Origin of the sequence: Agriterribacter sp., assembly GCF_035445465.1 — a bacterium.
Classification (GTDB): Bacteria; Bacteroidota; Bacteroidia; order Chitinophagales; family Chitinophagaceae; genus Agriterribacter.
Window position 1 is genome coordinate 19,402 of sequence record NZ_DAOMQT010000008.1, and the last position, 22,618, is coordinate 42,019.

Annotated in this window: 22 protein-coding genes; 11 read left to right on the plus strand and 11 right to left on the minus strand. The window is 43.9% G+C overall.

All coding sequences use genetic code 11. From position 1 onward, the window contains the following. The first annotated feature begins 401 nt into the window (after window positions 1-401). Complete coding sequence (locus tag PLE34_RS06270; RefSeq protein ID WP_324555031.1) at window positions 402-1,382, plus strand: 3-keto-disaccharide hydrolase; 981 nt, start codon at window positions 402-404, stop codon at window positions 1,380-1,382. Window positions 1,383-1,710: 328 nt separating this feature from the next. Here PLE34_RS06270 and PLE34_RS06275 read toward each other — a convergent pair whose 3' ends face one another. Together PLE34_RS06275 and asnA are read right to left on the minus strand one after the other, a co-directional pair. Continuing rightward, the gene (locus tag PLE34_RS06275; RefSeq protein WP_324555033.1) at window positions 1,711-2,955 is read right to left on the minus strand and encodes a PQQ-dependent sugar dehydrogenase; all 1,245 of its coding nucleotides are present in this window, start codon (window positions 2,953-2,955) and stop codon (window positions 1,711-1,713) included. 68 nt (window positions 2,956-3,023) lie between these two features. Further along, a complete protein-coding gene (asnA, locus tag PLE34_RS06280; protein WP_324555035.1) occupies window positions 3,024-4,025 on the minus strand; it encodes an aspartate--ammonia ligase in 1,002 nt (333 codons plus the stop codon). Between the two features lie 76 nt (window positions 4,026-4,101). On the opposite strand from asnA, the gene PLE34_RS06285 reads away from it, so the two are divergent. Then, window positions 4,102-4,728 carry an endonuclease III domain-containing protein gene (locus PLE34_RS06285; protein WP_324555037.1) on the plus strand — a complete coding sequence of 209 codons (627 nt, stop codon included), beginning with the start codon at window positions 4,102-4,104 and terminating at the stop codon, window positions 4,726-4,728. Between the two features lie 24 nt (window positions 4,729-4,752). Here PLE34_RS06285 and PLE34_RS06290 read toward each other — a convergent pair whose 3' ends face one another. Next, the gene (locus PLE34_RS06290; RefSeq protein ID WP_324555039.1) at window positions 4,753-5,106 is read right to left on the minus strand and encodes a hypothetical protein; all 354 of its coding nucleotides are present in this window, start codon (window positions 5,104-5,106) and stop codon (window positions 4,753-4,755) included. A 72-nt stretch (window positions 5,107-5,178) separates the two neighbouring features. Further along, a complete protein-coding gene (locus PLE34_RS06295) occupies window positions 5,179-5,433 on the minus strand; it encodes a short-chain dehydrogenase (protein WP_324555041.1) in 255 nt (84 codons plus the stop codon). A gap of 197 nt (window positions 5,434-5,630) precedes the next feature. Between PLE34_RS06295 and PLE34_RS06300 the strand changes: the two genes are divergently transcribed. Continuing rightward, window positions 5,631-5,843, plus strand: coding sequence for a hypothetical protein (locus tag PLE34_RS06300; protein ID WP_324555043.1), 213 nt, complete (start codon window positions 5,631-5,633; stop codon window positions 5,841-5,843). A gap of 22 nt (window positions 5,844-5,865) precedes the next feature. On the opposite strand, the gene PLE34_RS06305 is transcribed toward PLE34_RS06300, so the two are convergent. The 3 genes from PLE34_RS06305 to PLE34_RS06315 all read right to left on the minus strand — a co-directional run bounded on the left by PLE34_RS06305 (window position 5,866) and on the right by PLE34_RS06315 (window position 7,759). Further along, the gene (locus PLE34_RS06305; protein ID WP_324555045.1) at window positions 5,866-6,288 is read right to left on the minus strand and encodes a hypothetical protein; all 423 of its coding nucleotides are present in this window, start codon (window positions 6,286-6,288) and stop codon (window positions 5,866-5,868) included. Window positions 6,289-6,370: 82 nt separating this feature from the next. Beyond that, window positions 6,371-6,862, minus strand: a complete 492-nt coding sequence (locus PLE34_RS06310; RefSeq protein ID WP_324555046.1) for a VOC family protein — start codon at window positions 6,860-6,862, stop codon at window positions 6,371-6,373. 51 nt (window positions 6,863-6,913) lie between these two features. After that, window positions 6,914-7,759, minus strand: coding sequence for a ThuA domain-containing protein (locus PLE34_RS06315; RefSeq protein WP_324555047.1), 846 nt, complete (start codon window positions 7,757-7,759; stop codon window positions 6,914-6,916). Between the two features lie 137 nt (window positions 7,760-7,896). Between PLE34_RS06315 and PLE34_RS06320 the strand changes: the two genes are divergently transcribed. Together PLE34_RS06320 and PLE34_RS06325 are read left to right on the plus strand one after the other, a co-directional pair. Continuing rightward, entirely contained in the window at window positions 7,897-8,736 is an 840-nt protein-coding gene (locus tag PLE34_RS06320; RefSeq protein ID WP_324555049.1) for an oxidoreductase, read from the plus strand. A gap of 101 nt (window positions 8,737-8,837) precedes the next feature. After that, the gene (locus PLE34_RS06325; RefSeq protein WP_324555051.1) at window positions 8,838-9,098 is read left to right on the plus strand and encodes a hypothetical protein; all 261 of its coding nucleotides are present in this window, start codon (window positions 8,838-8,840) and stop codon (window positions 9,096-9,098) included. A gap of 24 nt (window positions 9,099-9,122) precedes the next feature. On the opposite strand, the gene PLE34_RS06330 is transcribed toward PLE34_RS06325, so the two are convergent. Both PLE34_RS06330 and PLE34_RS06335 read right to left on the minus strand, forming a co-directional pair. Continuing rightward, window positions 9,123-10,007, minus strand: coding sequence for a bile acid:sodium symporter family protein (locus PLE34_RS06330; RefSeq protein WP_324555053.1), 885 nt, complete (start codon window positions 10,005-10,007; stop codon window positions 9,123-9,125). A gap of 94 nt (window positions 10,008-10,101) precedes the next feature. Beyond that, a complete protein-coding gene (locus tag PLE34_RS06335; RefSeq protein ID WP_324555055.1) occupies window positions 10,102-11,436 on the minus strand; it encodes an MATE family efflux transporter in 1,335 nt (444 codons plus the stop codon). A gap of 101 nt (window positions 11,437-11,537) precedes the next feature. Between PLE34_RS06335 and PLE34_RS06340 the strand changes: the two genes are divergently transcribed. Beyond that, window positions 11,538-12,482, plus strand: a complete 945-nt coding sequence (locus tag PLE34_RS06340; RefSeq protein ID WP_324555056.1) for a glycosylase — start codon at window positions 11,538-11,540, stop codon at window positions 12,480-12,482. A gap of 84 nt (window positions 12,483-12,566) precedes the next feature. Here the strand turns inward: PLE34_RS06340 and PLE34_RS06345 are convergent, their stop codons facing one another. Beyond that, window positions 12,567-12,857, minus strand: coding sequence for an isoamylase early set domain-containing protein (locus PLE34_RS06345; RefSeq protein WP_324555058.1), 291 nt, complete (start codon window positions 12,855-12,857; stop codon window positions 12,567-12,569). A gap of 495 nt (window positions 12,858-13,352) precedes the next feature. Here PLE34_RS06345 and PLE34_RS06350 point away from each other — a divergent pair, with 495 nt between their 5' ends. After that, window positions 13,353-14,273 (plus strand): hypothetical protein, encoded by a 921-nt coding sequence (locus PLE34_RS06350; protein ID WP_324555060.1) that lies wholly within the window; start codon window positions 13,353-13,355, stop codon window positions 14,271-14,273. A gap of 877 nt (window positions 14,274-15,150) precedes the next feature. Next, complete coding sequence (locus PLE34_RS06355) at window positions 15,151-16,032, plus strand: fructosamine kinase family protein (RefSeq protein ID WP_324555062.1); 882 nt, start codon at window positions 15,151-15,153, stop codon at window positions 16,030-16,032. Between the two features lie 11 nt (window positions 16,033-16,043). Here the strand turns inward: PLE34_RS06355 and PLE34_RS06360 are convergent, their stop codons facing one another. After that, complete coding sequence (locus PLE34_RS06360) at window positions 16,044-16,430, minus strand: SET domain-containing protein-lysine N-methyltransferase (RefSeq protein WP_324555240.1); 387 nt, start codon at window positions 16,428-16,430, stop codon at window positions 16,044-16,046. 85 nt (window positions 16,431-16,515) lie between these two features. Here PLE34_RS06360 and mgtE point away from each other — a divergent pair, with 85 nt between their 5' ends. From mgtE to glmS, 3 genes are all read left to right on the plus strand, one after another. Beyond that, window positions 16,516-17,907, plus strand: a complete 1,392-nt coding sequence (mgtE, locus tag PLE34_RS06365) for a magnesium transporter (RefSeq protein ID WP_324555064.1) — start codon at window positions 16,516-16,518, stop codon at window positions 17,905-17,907. Between the two features lie 16 nt (window positions 17,908-17,923). Continuing rightward, entirely contained in the window at window positions 17,924-20,296 is a 2,373-nt protein-coding gene (locus PLE34_RS06370) for a S9 family peptidase (RefSeq protein WP_324555066.1), read from the plus strand. A 460-nt stretch (window positions 20,297-20,756) separates the two neighbouring features. Continuing rightward, window positions 20,757-22,592, plus strand: coding sequence for a glutamine--fructose-6-phosphate transaminase (isomerizing) (gene glmS / locus PLE34_RS06375; RefSeq protein ID WP_324555068.1), 1,836 nt, complete (start codon window positions 20,757-20,759; stop codon window positions 22,590-22,592). Window positions 22,593-22,618 lie beyond the last annotated feature (26 nt).

Sequence of the window (22,618 nt, forward strand, 5' to 3'; positions counted from 1 at the left end):
ATTTTCCATAGCATATAGCAGTAAAGCGGCTCCGCACAGATACGAGGGTACCGTTGTAACTTAGTTTATAATTGGGTTAATTAATATTTTGATGTGCTACATGTGAAAATATTTCAATGATAAGGCCGTAATCTTTCATGTCTTTGTTAGCGGGTGCATTTAAAATTGTCGCACCGCTTTGCTTCGTGTGGGCGGTGGAGACACCGCCCACGGCAGGCCGCCCCGGTTGGTGTCCCCACCAACCGGCGACAATTTTAAATGCACCCTTGTTAGCTATATAACTTCATCGTATTTGTTTCTTTAGTACATTAGCGTATGAAACGAAGGATGATACACTTCTTCACACAGGGGAATGTATATGCGAAGTTCCATTCGGTCACTAAAAAAATCAATAGCTACAAATGAAAAAAATATCAACCATTTATATGAAGCGCATTGCTCAGTATCTTATACTGCCGGTTGCTTTTATGCTGTCTGTAGTGTCTTCGCCTGCCAAAAGCATCATTTTTTCTGAAAAGCCAGCCGATCCGGCTATTGAAGGGCGCTGGGATATCACGATTGAAGACGGCGGTAAAAAATTTCCGGCCTGGCTTGAAATTATGCACTCGGGGCATAAACGCCTGGTAGGGCAGTATGTAGGGATTACCGGAAGCGCCCGTCCCGTGTCTATTATTCACTTCAATAACGGAAAGTTAAGTTTCAGCTTACCCCCGCAGTGGGAGGAAGAGGATAATGATCTTTCTTTTGAAGGAAGCCTGCAGGGAGAGCTATTGACAGGTACTATGATTGCCGCCGATGGAAAAACCTATAACTGGACGGCCCGCAGGGCGCCTTTGCTGATAAGAGACAAAGCGCCGGTGTGGGGAACGCCTGTAAAGCTATTTAATGGTAGAGACCTCACGGGTTGGAAAGCACTCGGAGAAAATCAATGGGTTGTGGAGAACGGGGTATTAAAAAGCCCGCGCTCCGGCGCTAACCTCATCACGGAGAAAACATTCACCGATTTTAAACTGCATGTTGAATTTCGTTGCCCCAGCGGCAGCAACAGCGGCATTTACCTGCGCGGCCGCTATGAAGTGCAGATAGAAGACAGCAAAGGGAAACAACCGCAAAAGGATTTGCTGGGAGCGGTATACGGATTTCTTACACCCAGCGAGATGGCTGCTAAAGATGCCGGCGAATGGCAGGCTTATGACATTACGCTTGTGGGCAGAATGATTACCGTTGTACTGAATGGTAAAACGGTAATTTGCAACCAGGCAATACCCGGCATTACCGGTGGCGCTTTAGACAGCAACGAAGGAGAACCGGGTCCCTTATACATACAGGGAGATCACGGGCCAATTGAATACAGGAATATTGTATTAACACCTGCTAAATAGCGTTTATAGTTTGGAAGTTTATAGTTGGAGTTTGAACGTGCGGTATAGATAGATGTAAAAACGCAATTTAGCCACAAAAACACGAAGCCTCAAAGCGGTTTCCTTTGTACCCTGGTGACTTTGTGGCTAAATCAGCAATTACCGAAATATGAACTGTAAGCATTTAATTACATTTTGATAGTGACCCGCTTAAGTTAGGTTCGCAGATCAGCTGCCCATCTGCGCTGTCTCTTTCTAAAAATATCAGGAACTATAGTAGTATTATGCATATCCTGAAAAAAAATCCCCGGCTGTATTGCCGGGGGATAATCAGTATAGCAATAAAAAACTATTGTTTGCTTATTTTGAACATAATACCGGAATCGGTAACTGCATACAATGCACCATTACTTTGAGCCACATCGCGTATCCTTTCCTTTTGATCTTCTAACAGTCTTTCTTCTCCTACTACTTTATTGTTCTCAATCACCAGCCTCGCAATATGTGTGCTGGCCAGTCCGCCGATAAACAGGTTGTTTTTCCATTCGGGGATGTCATCTCCGGTGTAAAAAACCATACCACTGGGGGCAAGTACCGGATCCCAGTAATATACAGGTTGCTCCATACCTTCTTTTTGCTGGATAGAGTCGCCGATCTTCCTGCCATCATATTCAATGCCGTATGTAATCGTTGGCCAGCCGTAATTTTTGCCGGGTTTAATAAGGTTCAGTTCATCGCCGCCACGGGGTCCAAATTCCACTTCCCATAAATCGCCGGTAACAGGATGCAGGTCGAGGCTTTGGGCATTGCGTATACCATACGCGTAAATTTCGGGCATAGCGTCCTTCTGGCCTATGAAAGGATTACCCGGAGCAGGTTTACCTTCTTTGGTGATCTTAAAGATCTTTCCAAGACCCGAGTTCAGCCATTGCGACTGCTTCCGTCCTTCCAGTATGGATCTTTCACCCGTGCTTACAAAAAGATTGCCGTCTTTATCAAATACCAGGCGGGAACCAAAATGCAGCTTACTGTCGAGCGCGGGTGTGGCGCGAAAAATAACTGTTGGGTTTTGGATAGTAGCTTCATCGTCTGCTATTTTCCCTTTGGCCACTGACATCAGGTTTCCTTTTCCCTGTTTTTCGGAAAAGGACCAGTAGATGATTTTATTTTGCGCAAAATCGGGATCCAATGCAACATCAAGCATGCCGCCCTGGCCGGCATCTTCTACTTTTGGAAAACCCGTAATTTTTTTAACCAATGCGCCATCAGCACTATGGATCTCCATGTAACCCGATTTTTCTGTTACCAGCAGCCGGCCATCGGGCATAGGCACTACTGCCCATGGTCTGCCCAGGTTTTCGGCTATCTTTTCTACTTTATAAGGCGTGGTTGTTTTCACCCCGTTTACTCTTGTTTGTCCTTCAAAAGCGGGCTTATAATCTGTGTTGGCGGCTTTTGTTTCCACAGGCGAAAGCGTTGTGGTGTCGGCAGCGGGAGCGCTGGCTGTGTTTGCTGAAGAGTTATTGGCGGAACACCCGGAAAAGGAAATTGCAGCAACAATAACTGAAAAACACGCGAAGGTTTTTATTTGCATAAAATTGTCTTTGGTTTTGTAAGTGTAAATATAATCAAAGTGCTGGTTTTATGGCGCCTGTTTAATTATTACAACAAAACAACCCCCTTCTCACACATCCTTTTCTTTTCTTCGGAAGACCATATACTTACCTGCACTTCCCCAATATGCGATTTTCTTAATAAAAACATGCACAATCTTGATTGGCCAATGCCTCCGCCAATGCTTTCGGGCAATTTGCCGGTCAGTAAACTGCTATGGAAAGAAAGGGTTGATTTTTGTTCGCAATTTTTTTCTTTTAGCTGTTTGATTAATGCACTTTTATCTACACGAATACCCATAGAAGAAAGCTCAAATGCAGACTGCAAAACAGGGTGCCATACAATGATATCTCCGTTTAAGCCTTTGTACCCTTCTTCGTTTTCAGTGCTCCAGTCGTCATAGTCTGCTGCGCGACCATCATGCGGTTCACCATGTGACAGTTTGTTGCCAATACCTATAATAAATACCGCTCCGAATGCTTTTGCAATAGCGTTTTCTCTTTCCTTGGGTGAAAGGCCGGGGAAGCGTTGTAACAGCTCTTCCGAATGAATAAAATGTATCTGTTCCGGAAGCTGAGGCGGCATATCCGGGTAATACTGATAAACAATCTGTTCAGTTTCTTTTAAAGCATTAAATATAGCGCTTACGGTTTCTTTCAGGTACGATAAAGTTCTGTCCGTAATATCAATATGCTTTTCCCAGTCCCACTGATCAACATAAATAGAATGTATGGGACTGTAATCTTCATCCGGCCGAAGTGCACGCATATCAGTAAGAATTCCCCTGCCGGTATCTACATCCAGCTCTTTTAACCGAACACGCTTCCATTTGGCCAAAGAATGAACAACTACAGCGCGTTGTTCATTCAAAGATTTAACAGGAAATGAAACAGGCCGCTCAATGCCATTCAGGTCATCATTCAACCCCGTTCCATCTAACACAATAAGCGGAGATGACACTTTTGTCAGGTGTAAATAATCACAAAGAAACCGGCTAAAAGTATCTTTTACCAGTGTTATTGCCGCTTCCCTTTGCAAAATTTCATTCATCCTTATAATATTTTGGAAGGCAAATGTCGGGTTTTAATTTAATTTTCAATATTTTACTGCCATTTGAACTTTTACTATGTCTGCTGCAATTAACTGGGCCGAAGCCATTAAGCCGCTTATAAAAAAATACGGGGATACAAAGCATCCGCTGGATCATGGTAATTTGTACCAGTTGGTGGTTATGGTGGTTTTATCGGCGCAGGATTCCGACAGGCATATCAATGAGATCGCCCCCAAATTATTTGAAGCTTTCCCGGATATGCAGGCGCTTTCCAAAGCCACTCCCGAAACCTTAATGCCGTTTATTGGTTCGGTGCGCAATTTTGGCAATAAAATAAAATGGCTGATGGAAATGGGGCAGCGGATCAAAGAAGATAAAAATATACCGCTGACGCTGGATGAACTCACCGCTTTAAAAGGTATTGGCAGGAAATCGGCCAACGTTATTTTACGTGAATCGGGTAAGCCGGCAGAAGGCGTGATTGTTGATCTGCATGTGGTGCGGGTAGCTCCCCGGCTTGGTATTGCCTCCGGCAGCGATGCCAATAAAATTGAAAAGCAACTGATGGCTGTATTGCCTCAAAAGGAATGGGATGCAGGTATGGCGATGTCTTTTCTGGGGAGAGCCATTTGCCGGCCGCAGCCTAAATGTACACTATGTCTTATGCGTACGGTTTGCGCTTACTACAAAGCCAATAACTAAGCGGACTTTTGCCCGTATTCCCGGTTATTCAGATTCGGCTTCAAGCGCTACTTCGGCGAGGGGAGTATTGTTTTTAATGCTCAGTTGGAAATTATTATTCAGCGCAAACTCTAAATATTGTCCTGCGATAATCTTTTTGGTCAGCGCATCTTCCCGCAACAGTTCCGCCAATTCTTTGGCAACGGCAGCCTGTTTAATTGCCAGGTTAATGCGGCCCTTATTGAGCTGCAACTGCGAAAAGCTGAATTTGATCTTACGCCCGCCCGTTGCCCGCTCAAAGTCGGTATGGTTCAAACTCAACGTTTGTTCCGCGCTGGCAGAGCGTTTTAAAAGAATAGCAATTACGGGAAGATATTTTTTCCATGTTTGTGTGAACATACAGATATAAATTTTCTTTTTAAGACCGGATAGCGTTAGGTATACAGATAGGTTTGGATAACCAGTAATAATTTAATGGTTATCGCTTAAACGGGTAAATTCGGCGCCATTAAAAATGCGGGCCAGGCTGCTGTCTTTTGTTCGTTCCCATTCATCAACTTTTGAATCGGCTACAATCCGCCAAAAGTTTTTTGACTTTAATTCCTCATAATCGTCGGTTCTGATAAACATGCCTTTTACGGTAGCCCTTTGTTTAAAATGAATATTCACTTTTGCATTCTTCTTGGGTTTGCATTCAATGAACTTTTCAATCTTATCATTTGTCATACTTCAATTATTTAGTTAAAAATATGGTCACTTCCGGCAACTGCATACTATGCGCATTATTGTTGTACTTCTGTGATGGATAACGGCACGCTTATCTGCACGCCGTAACTCAACCCCGCATTTGTATATGTTCTCATGTCAGATATCAGATAGAAACTAAATATAACCTGAGTAACGCGCTGGTGTAAAAGAAAAATATGAGAGCAGAGATTGTTCGCTTACAAAAGATTAACTCAAATAATACAGCAAAGATACGTTTTATTTACGATTTAATCATCTTCCGGGCAGGAAGATGCCCTGTTATCACAGATCCTGCCCTGTTTAACGATAAAATATCCACAAGGTACCAGCCCATTGGCCAGGCAGAACAAAAAGCGAAAATAGTTGAGGAAGATTATATTGAGGTATAGCAGGGTAATGCTATGGCTGCTTTTATGGCCATACTTTCCACGGAATAACGCTCAGCATCAGGAGTAAACCAATACCGTAAAAAACAATGATACTATTATACTTCTTACTGTCGCTGCCTAACCTTTTAATCCTTGAATAGCCAATGGTAACCAGCACAATGGCGATCAGCATCATCAAAGGGTGTTCAATGATATACAATCTGGATACTTTCTCCTTCATGGCTTCACCCGAAAAATTGGAAGAGCCCAGCGGCGACAAAAAATAAAGTACTATTCCCAGCACAAACTGAAGGTGAGTACATATCAATCCAATTAAAGCTATTTTCCTGCTTCCGGCGGTAAAGGGTTTTCTGCGTGATACAATGGCATACATAACAGCCACAATTAATGCCGCAAGTAATAAATAAGCTAATCCCGAATGAAAATGTTTTAATCCCGTATACATATCAGCATGAGTTTGTTTGCAGCGAAAATAACCCGTTTACAGGTAAGTTCTGCTTATTAGGTGAAAAAATTAATGTTAGCCATCAGTGCAATTCCTTTAACAAATCATCCAGGTCAAGCTTCCTCGTGTACATTTCCAATGAGCCATCTGCTTTATACGGCCAAAGCGTTTTCGGCCTGTCCCAGTATAATTCTACTCCATTGCCATCGGGATCATTTAAATACAAGGCTTCAGATACACCATGATCGCTTGCTCCTGTTAAGGGATAACCGGCATGTAACAGGCGTTGGAGTATTGCTGCAAGATCTTTGCGTGTGGGATAAAGAATAGCCGTATGATACAGGCCTACCCCATGCACCGGTGCAGGCGGCGCGTTTTTACTGTGCCAGGTATTTAAACCAATATGATGATGGTAGCCGCCGGCAGACAGAAATGCAGCCTGGTTCCCATACATAGTGGTAAGCTCAAATCCAAGCAAGTTGCGGTAAAACCCCAGCGAGCGTTCAATATCCGCTACTTTTAAATGCACATGTCCGACCCTTGTTTGCCCGGGAACGGTATAGCCTGTATCCATTACAAAATCGTTTAGGTGTAAATATGATGTATAAAATTATTGCATGATCAGCTAATGTAATTTTCCGCCTAACCACAGCAGTCCATCAATAACCAGTTTGTTTTGAACAGGATTATTGAACTGGAAAGATAATTCTTTGTTGGTTTTATGTTCGTAATCAATATCATTATGTCCCATGTTGAGATATAGCATCTTGTATTTTGTATTCGTCCACACCACAGGATAATAGCCGCTGTGCCATATTTCGTTGGGTTTGGGGCCTGTACCCAGGGGAAAGCTGGAAGAATCAATGGATAGCAGGATTTTGATGTCCGGGTCTTTGCATAAATCCTTTTCCCAGCTATACCATTCATTGGGGGAAGAGGTAAATGTTTGCGGCAGCCTCCTGGTCACCGGATGCGTTGAATCCTCTACCCGTAAAATAGCAGGTGTGGGTTTCCAGGTATTCCCTTTATACTGGCCCGAACCGATAAATGTATCGTGATACCAGTTCCAGTTTTGCGGAAAGGCTGATGGCGTAAGCGCGAACCCTGCAAAATGAAAGCCCATCCAGGCGCCGCCATGCTCCATGTATTTTTTGAAGGCATCTCTTTGACCAGGTGTTTCCGGCCGGGTATCTAAAAAAAGTACCACCTGGTATTGGGAAAGGAAGGCTGTATTCAGCTTATTCCAGTTGTTCGTTGAGTCGTATTGGAATTGATGTTGCTTTGCCATCGCGGTAAACCACCTGTTGGCTTCATGCACAAAGCTGATATGCGCCCTGTCATTTTTCGCCGTATAAAAAGCGATCACCTTAAAACCGGCATTGTTGTTTTGTGCTTTACTGCCAAAGCACATAAAAAAGCAACAACCATACACGAAGGCGGCTTTTAACGGTATAGTAAATGAAGTGCACATATTGTATTCAAACAACAAAACATAAAATGATATGCATCTAATACATGAATATTTAAAGTACCGCTGTCTTTCTCTTTGTACGAATGTCTAATTTTGATAGCCATTATCAAATTAAAAATACAATTAAAATAAAGATTATGGATAAGGTTTGGTTTATAACAGGCTGCTCCACGGGCTTCGGCCGGGAATTAGCCAAATATGTATTAAAGCTGGGGTATAAAGCGGCGGTTACTTCCCGTAATGCAGATGATGTGAAGGATATAACAGCGCCGTACGAAGATTCGTCCATCGCTATGGCGCTGGATGTAACAAAGCAGGAGGAAATCAATGCTGCCGTAACACAGGCATTGCAAAAATTTGGACGGATTGATGTACTGGTTAACAATGCGGGCATCGGCTATTTTGGGGCTATAGAAGAGAGTGAAGAGGAGGAAGTACGCCGCATGTTCGAGATCAATTTCTGGGGGCTGGCGCATGTTACCAAAGCAATACTGCCGTTTATGCGCAAACAACGCAGGGGCCATATTATTAATATATCATCAATTGGGGGACTGGTTGCTTTTCCTGCCCTCGGTTTTTATAATGCTACCAAATTTGCTGTTGCCGCTTACTCAGAGGCCTTAGCTAAAGAAACGAGCCACCTGGGCATTAAGGTTACAAATGTTGCACCAAGCGGCTTTCGTACCGATTGGGCGGGAAGATCGGCTAAAGACACTGCGATTGTTATTGATGACTATGCCGCTACCGCGGGGGCAAACAAAAATACCGTACGTGGGTATAGCGGCAGTCAGAAAGGCGATCCCGTGCGGGCTGCAAAAGCAATGGTAAAAGTGGTGGAATCGGAAAATCCTCCGCAGGTGTTGTTGCTGGGTTCTGCTGCTTTAAGGAACGCGAAGCATAAGCTGGCAGCATTGCAGAATGATTTTGACCACTGGGAGGAAGTAACCAAAGGAGCAGATTTTCCTGAAGGGGAGTGAAGAATACAGGTCTCAGGTTGCAGGGTGACCGGCAAAATAAAAACTTAACATTGGAAAGTCCGGGCTAATATTATATTTGAGTTATTAAATGAATAAAGCCTATGCGCGATAAAAAAATCTCAAAAAAAGAGCTCCGGAACCAGGTATTCAAAAAAATGGAAACCGCGCTGGAAGATATGAGGGGAGAAGCGGATGCTAAAAAATTTTCAAAGAAAATAAAGAAGGTCAGTGACTGGCTTGCAGACGAAATTGCTAAAACCGCAAAAAAACCAGCAACACCTAAAGTAAAGCCTGCAGGTAAAGCAAAAGTTTCAGGCGCCCGTAAATCTCCATCAAAACTCCCGGTAACAAAAAAAGGCTAAAGAATATTAAGCCGCTCGCCCTCTTTATGCAGTTGCCAGCTTTACTTTTCTGCGGTTAACAAGTGAAATGAACAATCCGGCGGTAATAAACATAATAAGGCTGTAAACCACAGCAGGTATAGCCATTGTGGCATTCCCCAGCATAAGCGGACTGCTGGCAATGGCGATAGCCAGCGTGCCGTTTTGTATGCTGGTTTCAATGCTGATGGTAATTTGTTGTGCTAAAGGCAGGTTAAAAAACCGGGGAATATAATAACCCAGCAGCATCCCCGAAATATTCAGCAGGAGCGCTGCCGGGCCCGCAAGTATCATTGATTCTATAATGGTTCCTCTTTCCTGGTAAATAGCAGCCAGGATAACCAGTACTAAAAAAACAGCCGACATGATCTTTACCGGCTTTTGCGCCCCCTGTGCAAAACCGGGCGCCCAGGCTTTTACCAGCATACCAATGGCCGCCGGAACAATGGTAATGGTTACTATTTTAAAGATGGAGCTCAGCACGTCAAGGTGAAACTCGGAAGCAATGCCCATATAATGCTGTATGGCGATATTTACCATAATGGGAATGGTGAATATTTTTACAATGCTTGAAATTGCCGTTAACGAAATGCACAGAGCCGTATCGCCATTAGCCAGGTGGGTAAGCAGGTTGGAAGTTGGTCCGCCGGGGCACATGGCAAGAATGATGAGGCCTATAGCCAGTTCAGGACTGCTTTTTAATAACAATGCCGCAATGGTAAAGCCTAAAACAGGTAATAATATCAATTGCGTAAAAGAGCCAATGATAATGGCTTTAGGATACAGGAATATCCGTTTAAAATCGGCGATCTTCAGAGAAAGGCCAAGTCCGAACATGATAATGGCCAGTGCAAGCGGCAATAAAGCAGTTGAAATAATACCGGAGCTCATGGTAACAGGTTATAGGGTTTAAACAATCGTCAGGATCAAGATACATACTTTTTTGAATTCCGGTGAAAATCCGGAAAGAATTCAATAAACACCATTATACTTTTTTTGCCATTCGTAAAAACCGGTAGCATAAAAAAAGACTGGAGCAGGAAAGTCCCGCAATAAACCCGATCCAGATACCTGAAGCGCCCAGGCTGGTGTTAAAGGCCAGCACGTACCCCACGGGGATACCTACTATCCAATAGGCGATACCGATGAGCAAGGTAGGCACTTTTACATCTTTAATACCACGCAGCAAGCCTGCGGCAATAGCCTGTGTAGCGTCCGAAATCTGGAATACCGCCGCATAGATCAGCAGGAGGGCAGCCATCCGGATCACACTGGTGTTTTCATTAAATGCAACCGGTAATATATTTCGGAAAGAAATGAAAATAGCAGCGCAGAGTGTGCCGTATAGTAAGGCGGTGATGAGGGTGCTTTTTCCGATAGCGGTTATCTTTAAGCTGTTCCTGCCGCCATAAGCATTGCTCACTCTTATGGAGCTTCCCTGTGCCAGCCCCATAGATACCATAAAGGTAAAGGAGGCGCAGCTCAGGGCAATCTGGTGGGCGGCCTGTTCTGTTGCGCCAATAGTTCCAATGATAATACCCGAAACAGCGAAAGCGCCGCCTTCCATCCCTACCTGCAAACTGCTGGGTACGCCAATATGGAGCAATTCCTTTATTGTTTTTAACCGGAGTTTCCACTGGTTTTTTCTTACTATAATATAGCGGCGAAACAGCGGGTGCCATAAAATAACGGCCCCAAGCGTAAAAAACATCAGCGAACGGGTAATGAGGGTACCCCAGCCGGCGCCGGGCAATTCGAGCCGGGGAAATCCCCAGTTGCCAAAGATCAGCAGCCAGTTGATGAATATGTTCACAGGAAGCGCCACCAGCGAAATAACCATTGCGGTTCGGGTACGTTCCAAACCATCGGTAAATTGCTTGAGCGACATAAAAAGGAGCATAGGAATAACGCTCCATCCCATCAGCTCTAAAAAAGGAACAGCAAGTGCGGCAACTTCAGGATCCTGCTTTAAATGAAAGAGCACATTTTTACCCAGCACAAGCGCTAAAGAAATGACAACGGCAGTTACAGCGCATAACCAGAAGCCATTGTAAAAGTAATGTGATACTTTTTGCGCATCTTTCCGGCCATGCGACATAGATACCAATTGTGAAACGGAAATGGTCATGCCAATGCCTATTACGAAAGGAATATTCAGCACGGCCAATACCAGTGCACCCGCCGCTAATTGCTTATAGCCCAGCGCGCCTACCATGGCAGTGTCAATAATGTGCAGCGCCATTTGGGCCAATTCGCCCAGTATAATCGGGAAGGATAAACGCAGGGTGCTTTTGGCTTCCGTCCATAAGGATAAGTGCATATAACTCCAATAATGGCAGCAAAGATGGAATATTTAAAATAAAACCTTGTATTTCAGGTTTCAGATATTTTACGCACATTGCGTCATCTTTCAGTTAAATAATGCAACACTTTATGTACGGGTATAAAACAATTTTTATTTTATTGTTGGCTGCCGGCAGCATACAATGCAAACCTTCAAAAAAAGCAATCAGCGATTCAACTGCATTTCCCGGAGAAATTGTTCACTTCGTTCCGTATAAAAGCAATCCTGTTTTTGCAGGCACCGGCGCCGGCACGTGGGATAGTCAGATTCGCGAAAGAGGGTATATACTCCGGGAAGATAGTATCTACCATCTCTGGTACACTGGTTATGAAAATGGAAAGGATAAGGTTAAATACCTGGGGTACGCCTCTTCTCCTGATGGTTTTACCTGGACCAGGCATAAAGACAACCCGATTTATTCGTTAGACTGGGTAGAAGATATATTTGTGATGAAAGAAGACGACACCTATTATATGTTTGCCGAAGGAAGAGATGACATTGCGCACCTGCTTACGTCTGCCGACAGGATTCACTGGACAGAACAGGGTCCGCTCGATATTCGTAAGGTAGATGGCGTGCCTATTCCAAAAGGTGCGTATGGAACACCAACAGTATGGAAAGAAAACGGCACATGGTATTTGTTCTATGAGCGTGGCGATCTGGGCATCTGGCTTGCTGTTTCCAAAGACCTGAAGCAGTGGACCAATGTGCAGGATGACCCGGTGATAAAGATGGGACCTGAGCTATACGACCGGTTTGCCGTGGCAATGAACCAGGTAATAAAGTACAAGGGAAAATATTATGGTTATTATCATGCTTCCGCTTACGAAGACTGGCGGGAATGGTCAACCTGCGTGGCAGTGTCGGATGATTTAATACACTGGATAAAATATGAAAAGAACCCGATTATAGGTGATGATACCTCAAGTGGAATTGTGGTTAATGATGGTAAACGGTTCAGAATGTATACGATGCATCCGGATGTAAGAGTGTTTTTCCCTGCTAACGACAGCCTACCTTAACCGCTGGTAAGCAAATCATCGCACACAATAGAAAAGCCGGCAAGCCTAAATAAGTGGTTGCCGGCTTTAATTCGTGAATCCCAATTAAATGGTAATAATGCTGTTGGTACCGCCGTAGATATTCGGCTTTTGCCCGTCGGCTTCAGATTCATTTACCCACTCCGTTTCGTTTATCCTGTATTTGAACTCGTGTTTTGAATCTTTAGGAAGATTTACTTCTGCACTGAAAGTTCCATCCTTTTTTTTGCTCATAATGATGGAGTTCTCCCAATCACTGTTCAATCCCAGTATTTCTACTGTTTCGGCGTTCTCAGGTTTAAAAGCGAACTTCACTTTGCAATAGTCCTTGGTCTTAAAATAGGTTTTCTGTACCATGTTTTTTCTTTTAAATGTTGGTTTGTAAATAAAATCAAATGGCTGCAAAGCAATGGTGCAAAGGTAAACACCTTTAGTTGCCTTTAATACAAGGAAATGTAAAAAGTAACCTTTTAGTTCGGAATGCTTTTTTTCACATACATGTGCATAAATAATTTATATCAGAAACATGCCGGAATAATAATATGCATAGGCTTAAATGAAAAATATTATAAGTTGATGATTATTAATATTATATGATAATTAATTAATATTATTTTTAAAATTAAAGGACAAGGATCCTGAATTTTCGTATAGCATTTATTTAACATTTTGGTAAATTACTCTCAATCAAGCTGTTGGTATTAATTTTTCATTTTTTATTGATATGAAATCAGTGCTGCTGTAATTCAGCCGAAATAAAAATCCCGCTGTTCACGTTATCTGAAGATTGCTGAACAGGCACAAGTTCATATAACCTTTCAGCACATTCCTTTCATTTTTAATACTATGTTTATGAAACAGAACAGGTGGTTTCTCCGGGTGCTTTCATTTGCTTTATTGCTCAGCTTTATTGCTTGTAAAAAAGATAATCATTCCGCTACGGAAAAAGATGATCCGGAAGTTTCTGTTCACTCTGATGACGAATTGTTCTTTACTTCGGAAATTGACGGTGTATTTTATGACGCTAATCTGTTATTAGAAGCCGGTTCTGTTAGCGCCCGCCACCAGGACAATATTATTTGTGACGCTACTATAGCGGTTGACCAGCTCAGCAATCCGCAAACGATTACGATTACCTACGATGGTGCCGGTTGCATAGGAACCCGCAGCCGGGAAGGTGTTGTAGTACTTTCTGCTCCACAGGGTATGCAATGGAAAAATGCCGGGGCTGCAGTTAAGGTTGAATTTAAAGATCTTAAAATTACACGCAAAAGCGATAAAAAAAGCATTGCAATTAATGGTGAGCAAACCTATACCAATACCAGCGGGGGATTGCTGCTAAAGCTGGCCACCCTGGAATCAATTACCCATACCGTAACCAGCAGCGGCTTATCGGTTACCTTTAATAATGGCTCAAAACGTAACTGGCAGGTGGCGCAGCAACGGGTATTTACGTATGATAATGGTATCGTAGTTGCAGTTTCGGGAACACATGCTGAAGGCAACAACACCCAGGTTGCCGTTTGGGGAACCAATCGTTTTGGCGCCGCATTTACCAGCGCCATCACCGATCCTTTGGTGATCCGCCAGGATTGTAACTTCCGGCTAACCGGCGGAGCGGTAAAACATACGGTTGGCTCAGCTACCGCTACAGCCGTATTTGGACTGGATGCCAGCGGCAACCCGGTTTCATGCCCTTCGGGAAATTACTATTACAAATTAGTGTGGACTGGTCCGAATGGGAACAGCATTACCGCGATGGTGGCGTATTAAGCGGTATCAGCAGGGGCGATGGGGTAGAAGAGTACAGTGTGTTGGAAGTTTCAGGTTTCAGGGTGCAGGTTTCAGGGTGCAGGTTTCAGGGTGTAGGGTGCAGGGCAGGTTCGGTGCGCATAAGTTGTTCTAACTTCCAGCATTTGTTCGCGCCTTGCAAAGACGGTACTTATAAACGTCATTAACGGTAGGGCGCAGGTTACAAGTTGCAGGTTGCAGGGTGTGTAGCTGCAGCGATAGGATAAATACTCCTTTTCTGCCGATAGCTTCCTGATAGCCTTCTTCGGATTTCCCAGTTTGTGGTTTATCGTTTGTAGTTTATGGTTGCATTTCGCTTCGGATTTCGAAATTCCGGCTTCGGATTTGCATTTTATTTGGTTCCTGTTATTTGTGTTTTGGTGCTTTGTATTTCTTTATGGTTGCAAGTCGCAAGGTACAGGTTACAGGGGGGCGCCCCTTCGGATTTCGGATTTCGAAATTCCGACTTCGGATTTGTATTTTATTTGGTTCCTGTTATTTGTGTTTTGGTGCTTTGTATTTCTTTATGGTTGCAAGTCGCAAGGTACAGGTTACAGGGGGGCGCCCCTTCGGATTTCGGATTTCGAAATTCCGACTTCGGATTTGTATTTTATTTGGTTCCTGTTATTTGTGTTTTGGTGCTTTGTATTTCTTTATGGTTGCAAGTCGCAAGGTACAGGTTACAGGGGCGCCCTCCTTGGATTTCGGATTTTCTTCTTCGGATTTGATATTTGAATTTTATCCGCCCCGGCGGACAGGCCTGCCTGCCGGTAGGCAAGTTTGGTTCTTGTGATTTGGTTCTTGTTATTTATTTCTGTCCTTTCCATATTACCTTCGCTGCAAATAACATCCGGGGCTTATGTTACACGCTTCCCTGCTTGAACATTTACAACAGCGGTTCACCGATTTTTTTTCTTCTTCCACATTCATACATCAATACAAAGTTGTACACGGAGGAGACATCAACCGGTGCTTCATGCTCGAAACAAGTAAAGGCAGTTTTTTTATTAAGGTAAATGCTGCTTTGTTTGGACTGGACATGTTTGAAAAAGAAGCAAGGGGTTTAATACAGCTTGCAGATACCGGCGCCATAAAAGTACCGCGGCCGCTCTTTGACGGGAAGTTCAACCAGCAAATATTCCTGGTGATAGAATACATAGACCCCGGACAACCTGCTTCCGGTTTTTGGGAAAGCTTCGGCAGAAGCCTGGCACAGCTCCATTATAACAGGGCAGTGCAGTTCGGACTGGATTATAACAATTATATAGGTAAGCTAACACAGTGTAACAGGCAGCATAACAGTTGGAGTAATTTTTATGCTGAAGAAAGAATACTTCCCTTAGTTCGCAAAGCACATGAAAAAGGCATGCTTGAGCCGGGGCATGTAGCGGCTGCAGAACATATCTGCAGCAAGCTGCATACTATTTTCCCGGAAGAGCAGCCTTCATTATTGCACGGCGATTTGTGGAACGGAAATTTTATTGCCGGCACTAACGGAGAAGCAGCGATATTTGATCCCGCCATATATTTCGGGCACAGGGAAATGGATATTGCCATGACCCTGCTTTTTGGAGGATTTGATACCCTGTTTTATGAAGCGTATGAACATCACTTTGCATTGCAGCCCAGCTGGCAGCAGCGTGTGGCGTTATGCCAGTTGTACCCGCTTTTGGTGCATTTATTATTGTTCGGCGGAAGCTACAGGGAAAAGGTGATTGAAACGCTCAATCAATACAAATAACAGATTTGCGCTCACTCTCTTACATCAAACCATACTTTTTCACTGTTGTTCCAGGCGCCATTATAATTGATGGTTAATTCCTCGTTCCGGTGAACAGCTCTTACCGTTTTAATACACATGGTATCCTCATCATAATCCATGAAATATTCGCAGTTAGCCTCGTAGGAGTGATTGTATACCGGGATGTAGCCGAGCGCCATACAGCACTGATCCTTATTTTTACCCCATACAAAAATATAATCATGTAAAAGGGTTTGATCCAGCAGTTTTCTTTCACCGGCGTTCATTACAATCACCGGCGATATTTCAATAATCGTTTCCGCTGCGATTTTTTTGCGGGTAAAAACGCCCCGTCCTTTATCTTTGGTGTTGTCTATATACAGGTACTCAGAAAGCATATCGTGCAAAGAAATAGATGAGTTTAACACGGAATGGAATGGTGGTCAAAGCTATTTCTAATTTTGCAACATCAAAATAAAAATTATGCCCTTCGAACAGGAAGCGATTTCATTGCAGGACCAGTTTGACGAAGCTATTGCTTCCAATGATAAATTGATCATACAGGATTTCCTGAATAACCAGAACATCAGCGATGTGGCACAACTGATCAGTGACAATGAAGATTATGAAACCCAGATCATATCCATTCTTTCGCCTCACCGTGCCGCAAGCACCTTTAAAATATTAGATGTACCCGAGCAAAAAAGGATCATCAAATCATTATCTCCCCTTAAAACCGCCGAATTGCTGAATGAGCTGCCGGCGGATGACCGTACCGCGTTCCTTGAAGAGATGCCTACCGGCGCTGTAAGGGAACTCATTAAGCTGCTTGATCCGGAAGAAAGAAAAATAACCCTGGCGTTGCTGGGTTATCCTGAAGGATCTGTTGGCCGCCTAATGATACCGGATTATATAGCCGTGCACGAAGACTGGACGGTGGAGGAAGTATTGCATGAGATCAGAACAGAAGGCAAAAATATAGAAACGATTGACGTTATTTATGTGATCAATGAAAAAGGTGCATTTGTAGATGATATCCGTATACGGGAGATCATCCTGGCCAGTCCGGATACTATCCTTGCCGACATTATTGACCGCCGGTTCATTGCGCTGAACGTGCACGACAACCAGGAAGAAGCCAATAATATATTTAAAATGAACAACAGGGTAGCCCTTCCCGTTGTAGACGATAATAATATATTGCTGGGTATAATAACCATTGATGATGTGCTTTGGGTTGCCAACGAAGAATTTACGGAGAACATCCAAAAAATAGGCGGTACAGAGGCATTGGATGAACCCTACCTGGAGATGCCCCTGTTTAAACTTTTTCGTAAAAGAGCAGGATGGCTGGTCATTCTTTTTTTGGGTGAAATGTTAACAGCTACCGCCATGAGCTATTTTGAAGATGAGATTACCAAAGCTATTGTACTGGCGCTGTTTGTGCCGCTTATCATTTCAAGCGGGGGCAACAGCGGCTCACAGGCCTCTACTTTAATTATACAGGCCATGGCCATGGGTGAAGTATATATTTCCGACTGGTTGCGGGTATTGAAAAGAGAGATACTATCAGGACTGATGCTGGGTACGGTTCTGGGATTAATTGGTTTTATGCGGGTAGAGCTATGGTCGCATATTTTTCCGGAGGTATATGGCGTGCATTCCTTTTTTATAGCGCTTACTGTAGGGTTTTCTTTAATTGGCGTGGTGCTGTGGGGAACGCTCAGCGGTTCCATGCTGCCGCTTTTGCTTAAAAAGCTGGGCGCCGACCCTGCTGCATCATCCGCTCCTTTTGTGGCTACCCTGGTAGATGTTACAGGATTGGTGATTTATTTTTCCGTGGCGTATATCTTCCTGCAGGGTATTTTGCTTTAAAATAAAAACAGCATTCATGAAAAAAATCAGCATTTCCTTCCTGGCGCTGTTGATGGGTTCTTTTGTTTTTGCCCAATCGCTGGCGCCCCTGACTGTTGAAAAAATTATGAGAGATCCCAAATGGATAGGAGCTTCTCCCTCAAACCCGTTGTGGAGCGCCGATGGAAAAACGCTGTATTTTAACTGGAACCCCGATATGGCTCCGGCAGATTCATTGTACTATATCACCAGCCATAATACAATACCCAAAAAAGTACCTTCATTTCAAAAAGAAGACATCGTATACGCCCGTGACATTACGTTTAATGCCGCAAAAACCGCGTATGTATATGCCAAAGAAGGTGATGTATTTATAAGCGATAGTAAAACCGGCAAAATAAAACGCATTACGCAAACAGCAGAAGTGGAATCGGCGCCCGGCTTTTCATTTAACGATACCAAAGTAGTATACTGCCTTAACTATAATTTATATGCGTGGGATATCGCAAATGGTGAAATTATCCAGCTAACTGCCTTTCAAAAAGGTGACGATCCGCTGGCAAACGAAAAAAGTAAAAAACCAAACAGCCAGGAAGAATGGCTGAAAGAAGATCAGTTAAACCGGATAGCGGTGCTGAAGGAGAGAAAGGAAAAAAAAGATGCAACAGACGCGTATGCCAAAAGTTTGCCTGAAACAAAAAAGCTGCGCATTATTTACACCGGCAGCAAAAGTGTGCGTGATCTTCAAATCAGCCCCGGCGGCCGCTTTGTAAGCTATATCCTGCTTAAGGAGGCAACCGGCGCCCGGCATACCATCATCCCCAGTTATGTTACCGAGAGCGGCTTTACCGAAGATATTAGTGGACGAACCAAGGTAGGAGCTCCTTTTGAATCGGCCGAATTGTTTGTTTTTGACAGGGAAAGAGATACTGTAATTGCAGTTACAACGGAAGCTATACCCGGTATACGCGATTTGCCGGGCTATGTAAATGATTATCCTGAATTGTTAAAGAAAAAAAAGCAGGAAAATGCAGTCAGGGAGGTTAGCATAGCTAAGGTTACCTGGTCGCCCAAAGATAATTTTGCCGTGGTTGATATAGATGCGCGGGACAACAAAGACAGGTGGCTGATGAAATTAGATGCGGTTACCGGGAAACTGTCGTTATTAGACCGGCAACGCGATGAAGCCTGGGTGGGAGGGCCGGGGATCAATAGCGGTAATACCGGGTGGATCGGTGAAAACCTGTTTTGGTTTCAATCGGAAGCTACCGGCTATTCGCATATTTACACCGTAAATGTTGCTACCGGCCAAAAAACAGCCCTTACTTCCGGTCAGTACGAAGTGCAGCAATGCCGGCTATCCGGCGATAATAAATATTTTTTTATCACCACTAATGAAACGCATCCGGGCGAACAGCAGTTATATCGTTTACCCGTAACCGGTGGTAAAGCAGCGCGTATCACCACCATGACAGGCGCTAACCAGGCAGTGCTTTCGCCCGGCGAAAAACAGGTAGCCATATTGTATTCTTATTCCAATAAGCCATGGGAATTATATTTGCAGGACAACAGGCCGGGCGGAAAAACAGTACAGCTTACCTTTAAGGCGCAAAGTGAAGCTTTTAAATCTTATCCCTGGCGCGACCCGGAGTTCGTAAGCATTACTGCAAGCGACGGAAAGCAGGTGCCGGCAAGACTATACCGCCCGGCAAACCCGCATCCATCTAAACCCGCGGTAATATTCGTACATGGGGCGGGCTACCTGCAAAATGCGCATAAATGGTGGAGTAGTTATTTCCGTGAATACCTGTTTCATAACCTGCTGGCCGACAACGGCTATTATGTGCTGGATATGGATTACAGGGCCAGTGCCGGGTATGGCCGCAACTGGCGTACAGGCATATACCGCCACATGGGAGGAAAGGATTTAACGGATAATATAGACGGCGCAAAATATCTGATTGAAAAATGCGGTGTTAACCCTAAGCATATAGGCATATACGGAGGTTCCTATGGCGGCTTCATCACCCTTATGGCATTGTTTACTTCTCCCGGCACATTTGCGGCCGGTGCCGCATTACGCCCGGTAACCGACTGGGCGCATTACAATCATGGTTATACTTCCAATATTTTAAATACACCTGCGGAAGACAGTATCGCCTACCGCAAAAGCTCGCCTATATATTTTGCAGAAGGCCTGCAGGATCATTTGCTGATTTGCCATGGCGTGGTAGATGTTAACGTGCATTTCCAGGATGTGGTGCGGTTGAATCAGCGTTTGATAGAACTGGGTAAGAATAACTGGGAGGTAGCATTATACCCTGTGGAAGATCATGGCTTCGTGGAATCATCAAGCTGGACGGATGAGTATAAACGCATATTTAAGCTATTTGAAGAAGTGCTGAAGTGATGCTGAGAATGTTCCCGGTAATTGTTAAATTAGATATTGAAGGTCACGAATACCCCGTTATTGCATCTTTAAAAAAAAGCATTCCCGTAATTTCCTTCGAAACCCACTTTCCATCCTTTTATAATGAAACGCAACGATGCATGTTTCATTTGATTCGCCTGGCAGGCCGGGAACATATATTATTCAATGCAACAACAGACGACTGTTCATTGGTTTTTGAACAGTATACTGCTACGGACAGATTTAGCGACTGGTTATTCATGGAACAACCTTCTTACTGTACAATATTTTGCAAAAGTGGTTAAACTGTTATTACCCTGTTGCAAATGCCGGAAAATATGCAAAGTGAAAATTTGGGATGCACTCATACAAATTTGGTAATATTTTTTTATAATATTGCGCAATCGTTTGCGTTCAATAATGTAATTATCAATTAAATAAAATATACAAAATATTTACAATGTGTGGAATTGTTGCTTACATCGGACACCGCCAGGCTTATCCTGTTATTATTAAAGGGTTAAAAAGATTAGAATACCGGGGCTATGACAGTGCGGGAGTGGCGCTGCTGAATCATGGCGTTAAATTATACAAAAAGAAAGGCAAAGTAGCCAGTCTTGAGGAATTCACCCTCGGCTGTGATTTGGAAGGACATCTAGGAATCGGGCATACGCGCTGGGCCACGCACGGTGAACCCAGCGACAGGAATGCGCATCCGCACCGTTCTGCCAATGGTAAACTGGCCATGATACATAACGGCATCATCGAAAACTATGCATCACTTAAGCAGGAGCTCATTAAAAAAGGATACCGGTTTCACAGCGATACAGATACCGAAGTGCTGCTGTATTTTATTGAAGACATTCAAAAGAACAACAGCAGTACTCTGGAAGAAGCGCTGCGCATCGCTTTGAAACGGGTAGTAGGCGCCTATGTAATTGTGCTGGTTGACGAAGACAACCCGGATACGCTTATTGCCGCAAGGAAGGGAAGCCCGCTGGTAATAGGCATTGGGAAAGGCGAACATTTCTTGGCCAGTGACGCTTCACCTATTATTGAGTATACCAAGGAAGTGGTATACGTAAATGATTACGAAATTGCCATCATTAAACCGGATGAACTGATCTTAAAGAACCTGGGCAATGAAAGGCAAACGCCTTTCATTCAAGAATTAGACCTGGAGCTGGCGGCTATAGAAAAAGGCGGGTATGATCATTTTATGCTTAAGGAAATTTTTGAACAGCCCCATACCATTTATGACTGCTTAAGAGGCAGGCTTGATGTGGCGCAGGGAACGATTACCATGTCGGGCATTCAGAATAATATGGAAAAGATCAAAAATGCTAACCGTATACTCATTATCGCCTGCGGTACATCCTGGCATGCCGGCTTAGTGGCGGAATATGTAATTGAAGAATTATGCCGCATCCCGGTTGAAGTAGAATACGCTTCCGAATTCAGGTACAGGAATCCCATCATCCATAAGGGAGATATGATCATTGCCATTTCGCAAAGCGGTGAAACCGCGGATACACTGGTGGCTATTGAAAGAGCGAAAGAACAGGGCGCTGTTATCCTGGGCATCGTAAATGTGGTGGGTTCATCCATCTCCCGTATATCGCACGCCGGAGCCTATACCCATGCAGGTCCGGAAATTGGCGTGGCCAGCACAAAAGCGTTTACGGCGCAGCTCACCGTGCTGACGATGGTGGCGCTCATGATCGCCAAAGAAAGAAATACCATCAGCCACGATCGTTATATACATCTGCTCAACGAATTAAATGAAGTGCCCGAAAAGGTAAAGCATGCCCTTGAAAGTGCAGATCATATAAAGGCTGTGGCCCTAAAATACAAAGATGTATCGGATGCCTTATTCCTGGGGCGCGGCTATAATTTTCCAATAGCATTGGAAGGTGCGTTAAAGCTCAAGGAAATATCTTACATACATGCCGAAGGATACCCCGCTGCGGAAATGAAGCATGGTCCTATTGCACTGGTAGATGAATCCCTGCCTGTAGTTTTTGTGGCTACAAAAGATACCTATCACGAAAAGATCATCAGCAATATACAGGAAATAAAAGCCCGTAAAGGAAAGGTAATTGCCGTAATTACCGAAGGCGATGAAACCATTACCGGCATGGCCGATGATGTGTTACCCATACCTGAGGCCGATGAGCTGATTGCACCTATCATCAGTACGATTCCTTTACAATTGCTTTCCTATTATATAGGCGTTGCCAGGGGCTATGATGTAGACAAGCCGCGGAATCTGGCCAAGAGCGTAACGGTGGAATAAGGAGTGGTAAGTAGACAGTGGTAAGT

Bases quoted from the DNA above. Each gene is read 5' to 3' on its own strand.
- asnA (WP_324555035.1), bottom strand. From the start codon at position 4,025: ATGAATGAAATTTTGCAAAGGGAAGCGGCAATAACACTGGTAAAAGAT.
- PLE34_RS06305 (WP_324555045.1), bottom strand. From the start codon at position 6,288: ATGTATACGGGATTAAAACATTTTCATTCGGGATTAGCTTATTTATTA.
- PLE34_RS06350 (WP_324555060.1), top strand. From the start codon at position 13,353: ATGAAACAGAACAGGTGGTTTCTCCGGGTGCTTTCATTTGCTTTATTG.
- PLE34_RS06300 (WP_324555043.1), top strand. From the start codon at position 5,631: ATGAGAGCAGAGATTGTTCGCTTACAAAAGATTAACTCAAATAATACA.
- PLE34_RS06285 (WP_324555037.1), top strand. From the start codon at position 4,102: ATGTCTGCTGCAATTAACTGGGCCGAAGCCATTAAGCCGCTTATAAAA.
- PLE34_RS06325 (WP_324555051.1), top strand. From the start codon at position 8,838: ATGCGCGATAAAAAAATCTCAAAAAAAGAGCTCCGGAACCAGGTATTC.
- glmS (WP_324555068.1), top strand. From the start codon at position 20,757: ATGTGTGGAATTGTTGCTTACATCGGACACCGCCAGGCTTATCCTGTT.
- PLE34_RS06330 (WP_324555053.1), bottom strand. From the start codon at position 10,007: ATGAGCTCCGGTATTATTTCAACTGCTTTATTGCCGCTTGCACTGGCC.
- PLE34_RS06310 (WP_324555046.1), bottom strand. From the start codon at position 6,862: ATGGATACAGGCTATACCGTTCCCGGGCAAACAAGGGTCGGACATGTG.
- PLE34_RS06315 (WP_324555047.1), bottom strand. From the start codon at position 7,759: ATGTGCACTTCATTTACTATACCGTTAAAAGCCGCCTTCGTGTATGGT.
- mgtE (WP_324555064.1), top strand. From the start codon at position 16,516: ATGCCCTTCGAACAGGAAGCGATTTCATTGCAGGACCAGTTTGACGAA.
- PLE34_RS06320 (WP_324555049.1), top strand. From the start codon at position 7,897: ATGGATAAGGTTTGGTTTATAACAGGCTGCTCCACGGGCTTCGGCCGG.
- PLE34_RS06295 (WP_324555041.1), bottom strand. From the start codon at position 5,433: ATGACAAATGATAAGATTGAAAAGTTCATTGAATGCAAACCCAAGAAG.
- PLE34_RS06290 (WP_324555039.1), bottom strand. From the start codon at position 5,106: ATGTTCACACAAACATGGAAAAAATATCTTCCCGTAATTGCTATTCTT.
- PLE34_RS06335 (WP_324555055.1), bottom strand. From the start codon at position 11,436: ATGCACTTATCCTTATGGACGGAAGCCAAAAGCACCCTGCGTTTATCC.
- PLE34_RS06355 (WP_324555062.1), top strand. From the start codon at position 15,151: ATGTTACACGCTTCCCTGCTTGAACATTTACAACAGCGGTTCACCGAT.
- PLE34_RS06340 (WP_324555056.1), top strand. From the start codon at position 11,538: ATGCAACACTTTATGTACGGGTATAAAACAATTTTTATTTTATTGTTG.
- PLE34_RS06345 (WP_324555058.1), bottom strand. From the start codon at position 12,857: ATGGTACAGAAAACCTATTTTAAGACCAAGGACTATTGCAAAGTGAAG.
- PLE34_RS06270 (WP_324555031.1), top strand. From the start codon at position 402: ATGAAAAAAATATCAACCATTTATATGAAGCGCATTGCTCAGTATCTT.
- PLE34_RS06370 (WP_324555066.1), top strand. From the start codon at position 17,924: ATGAAAAAAATCAGCATTTCCTTCCTGGCGCTGTTGATGGGTTCTTTT.
- PLE34_RS06275 (WP_324555033.1), bottom strand. From the start codon at position 2,955: ATGCAAATAAAAACCTTCGCGTGTTTTTCAGTTATTGTTGCTGCAATT.
- PLE34_RS06360 (WP_324555240.1), bottom strand. From the start codon at position 16,430: ATGCTTTCTGAGTACCTGTATATAGACAACACCAAAGATAAAGGACGG.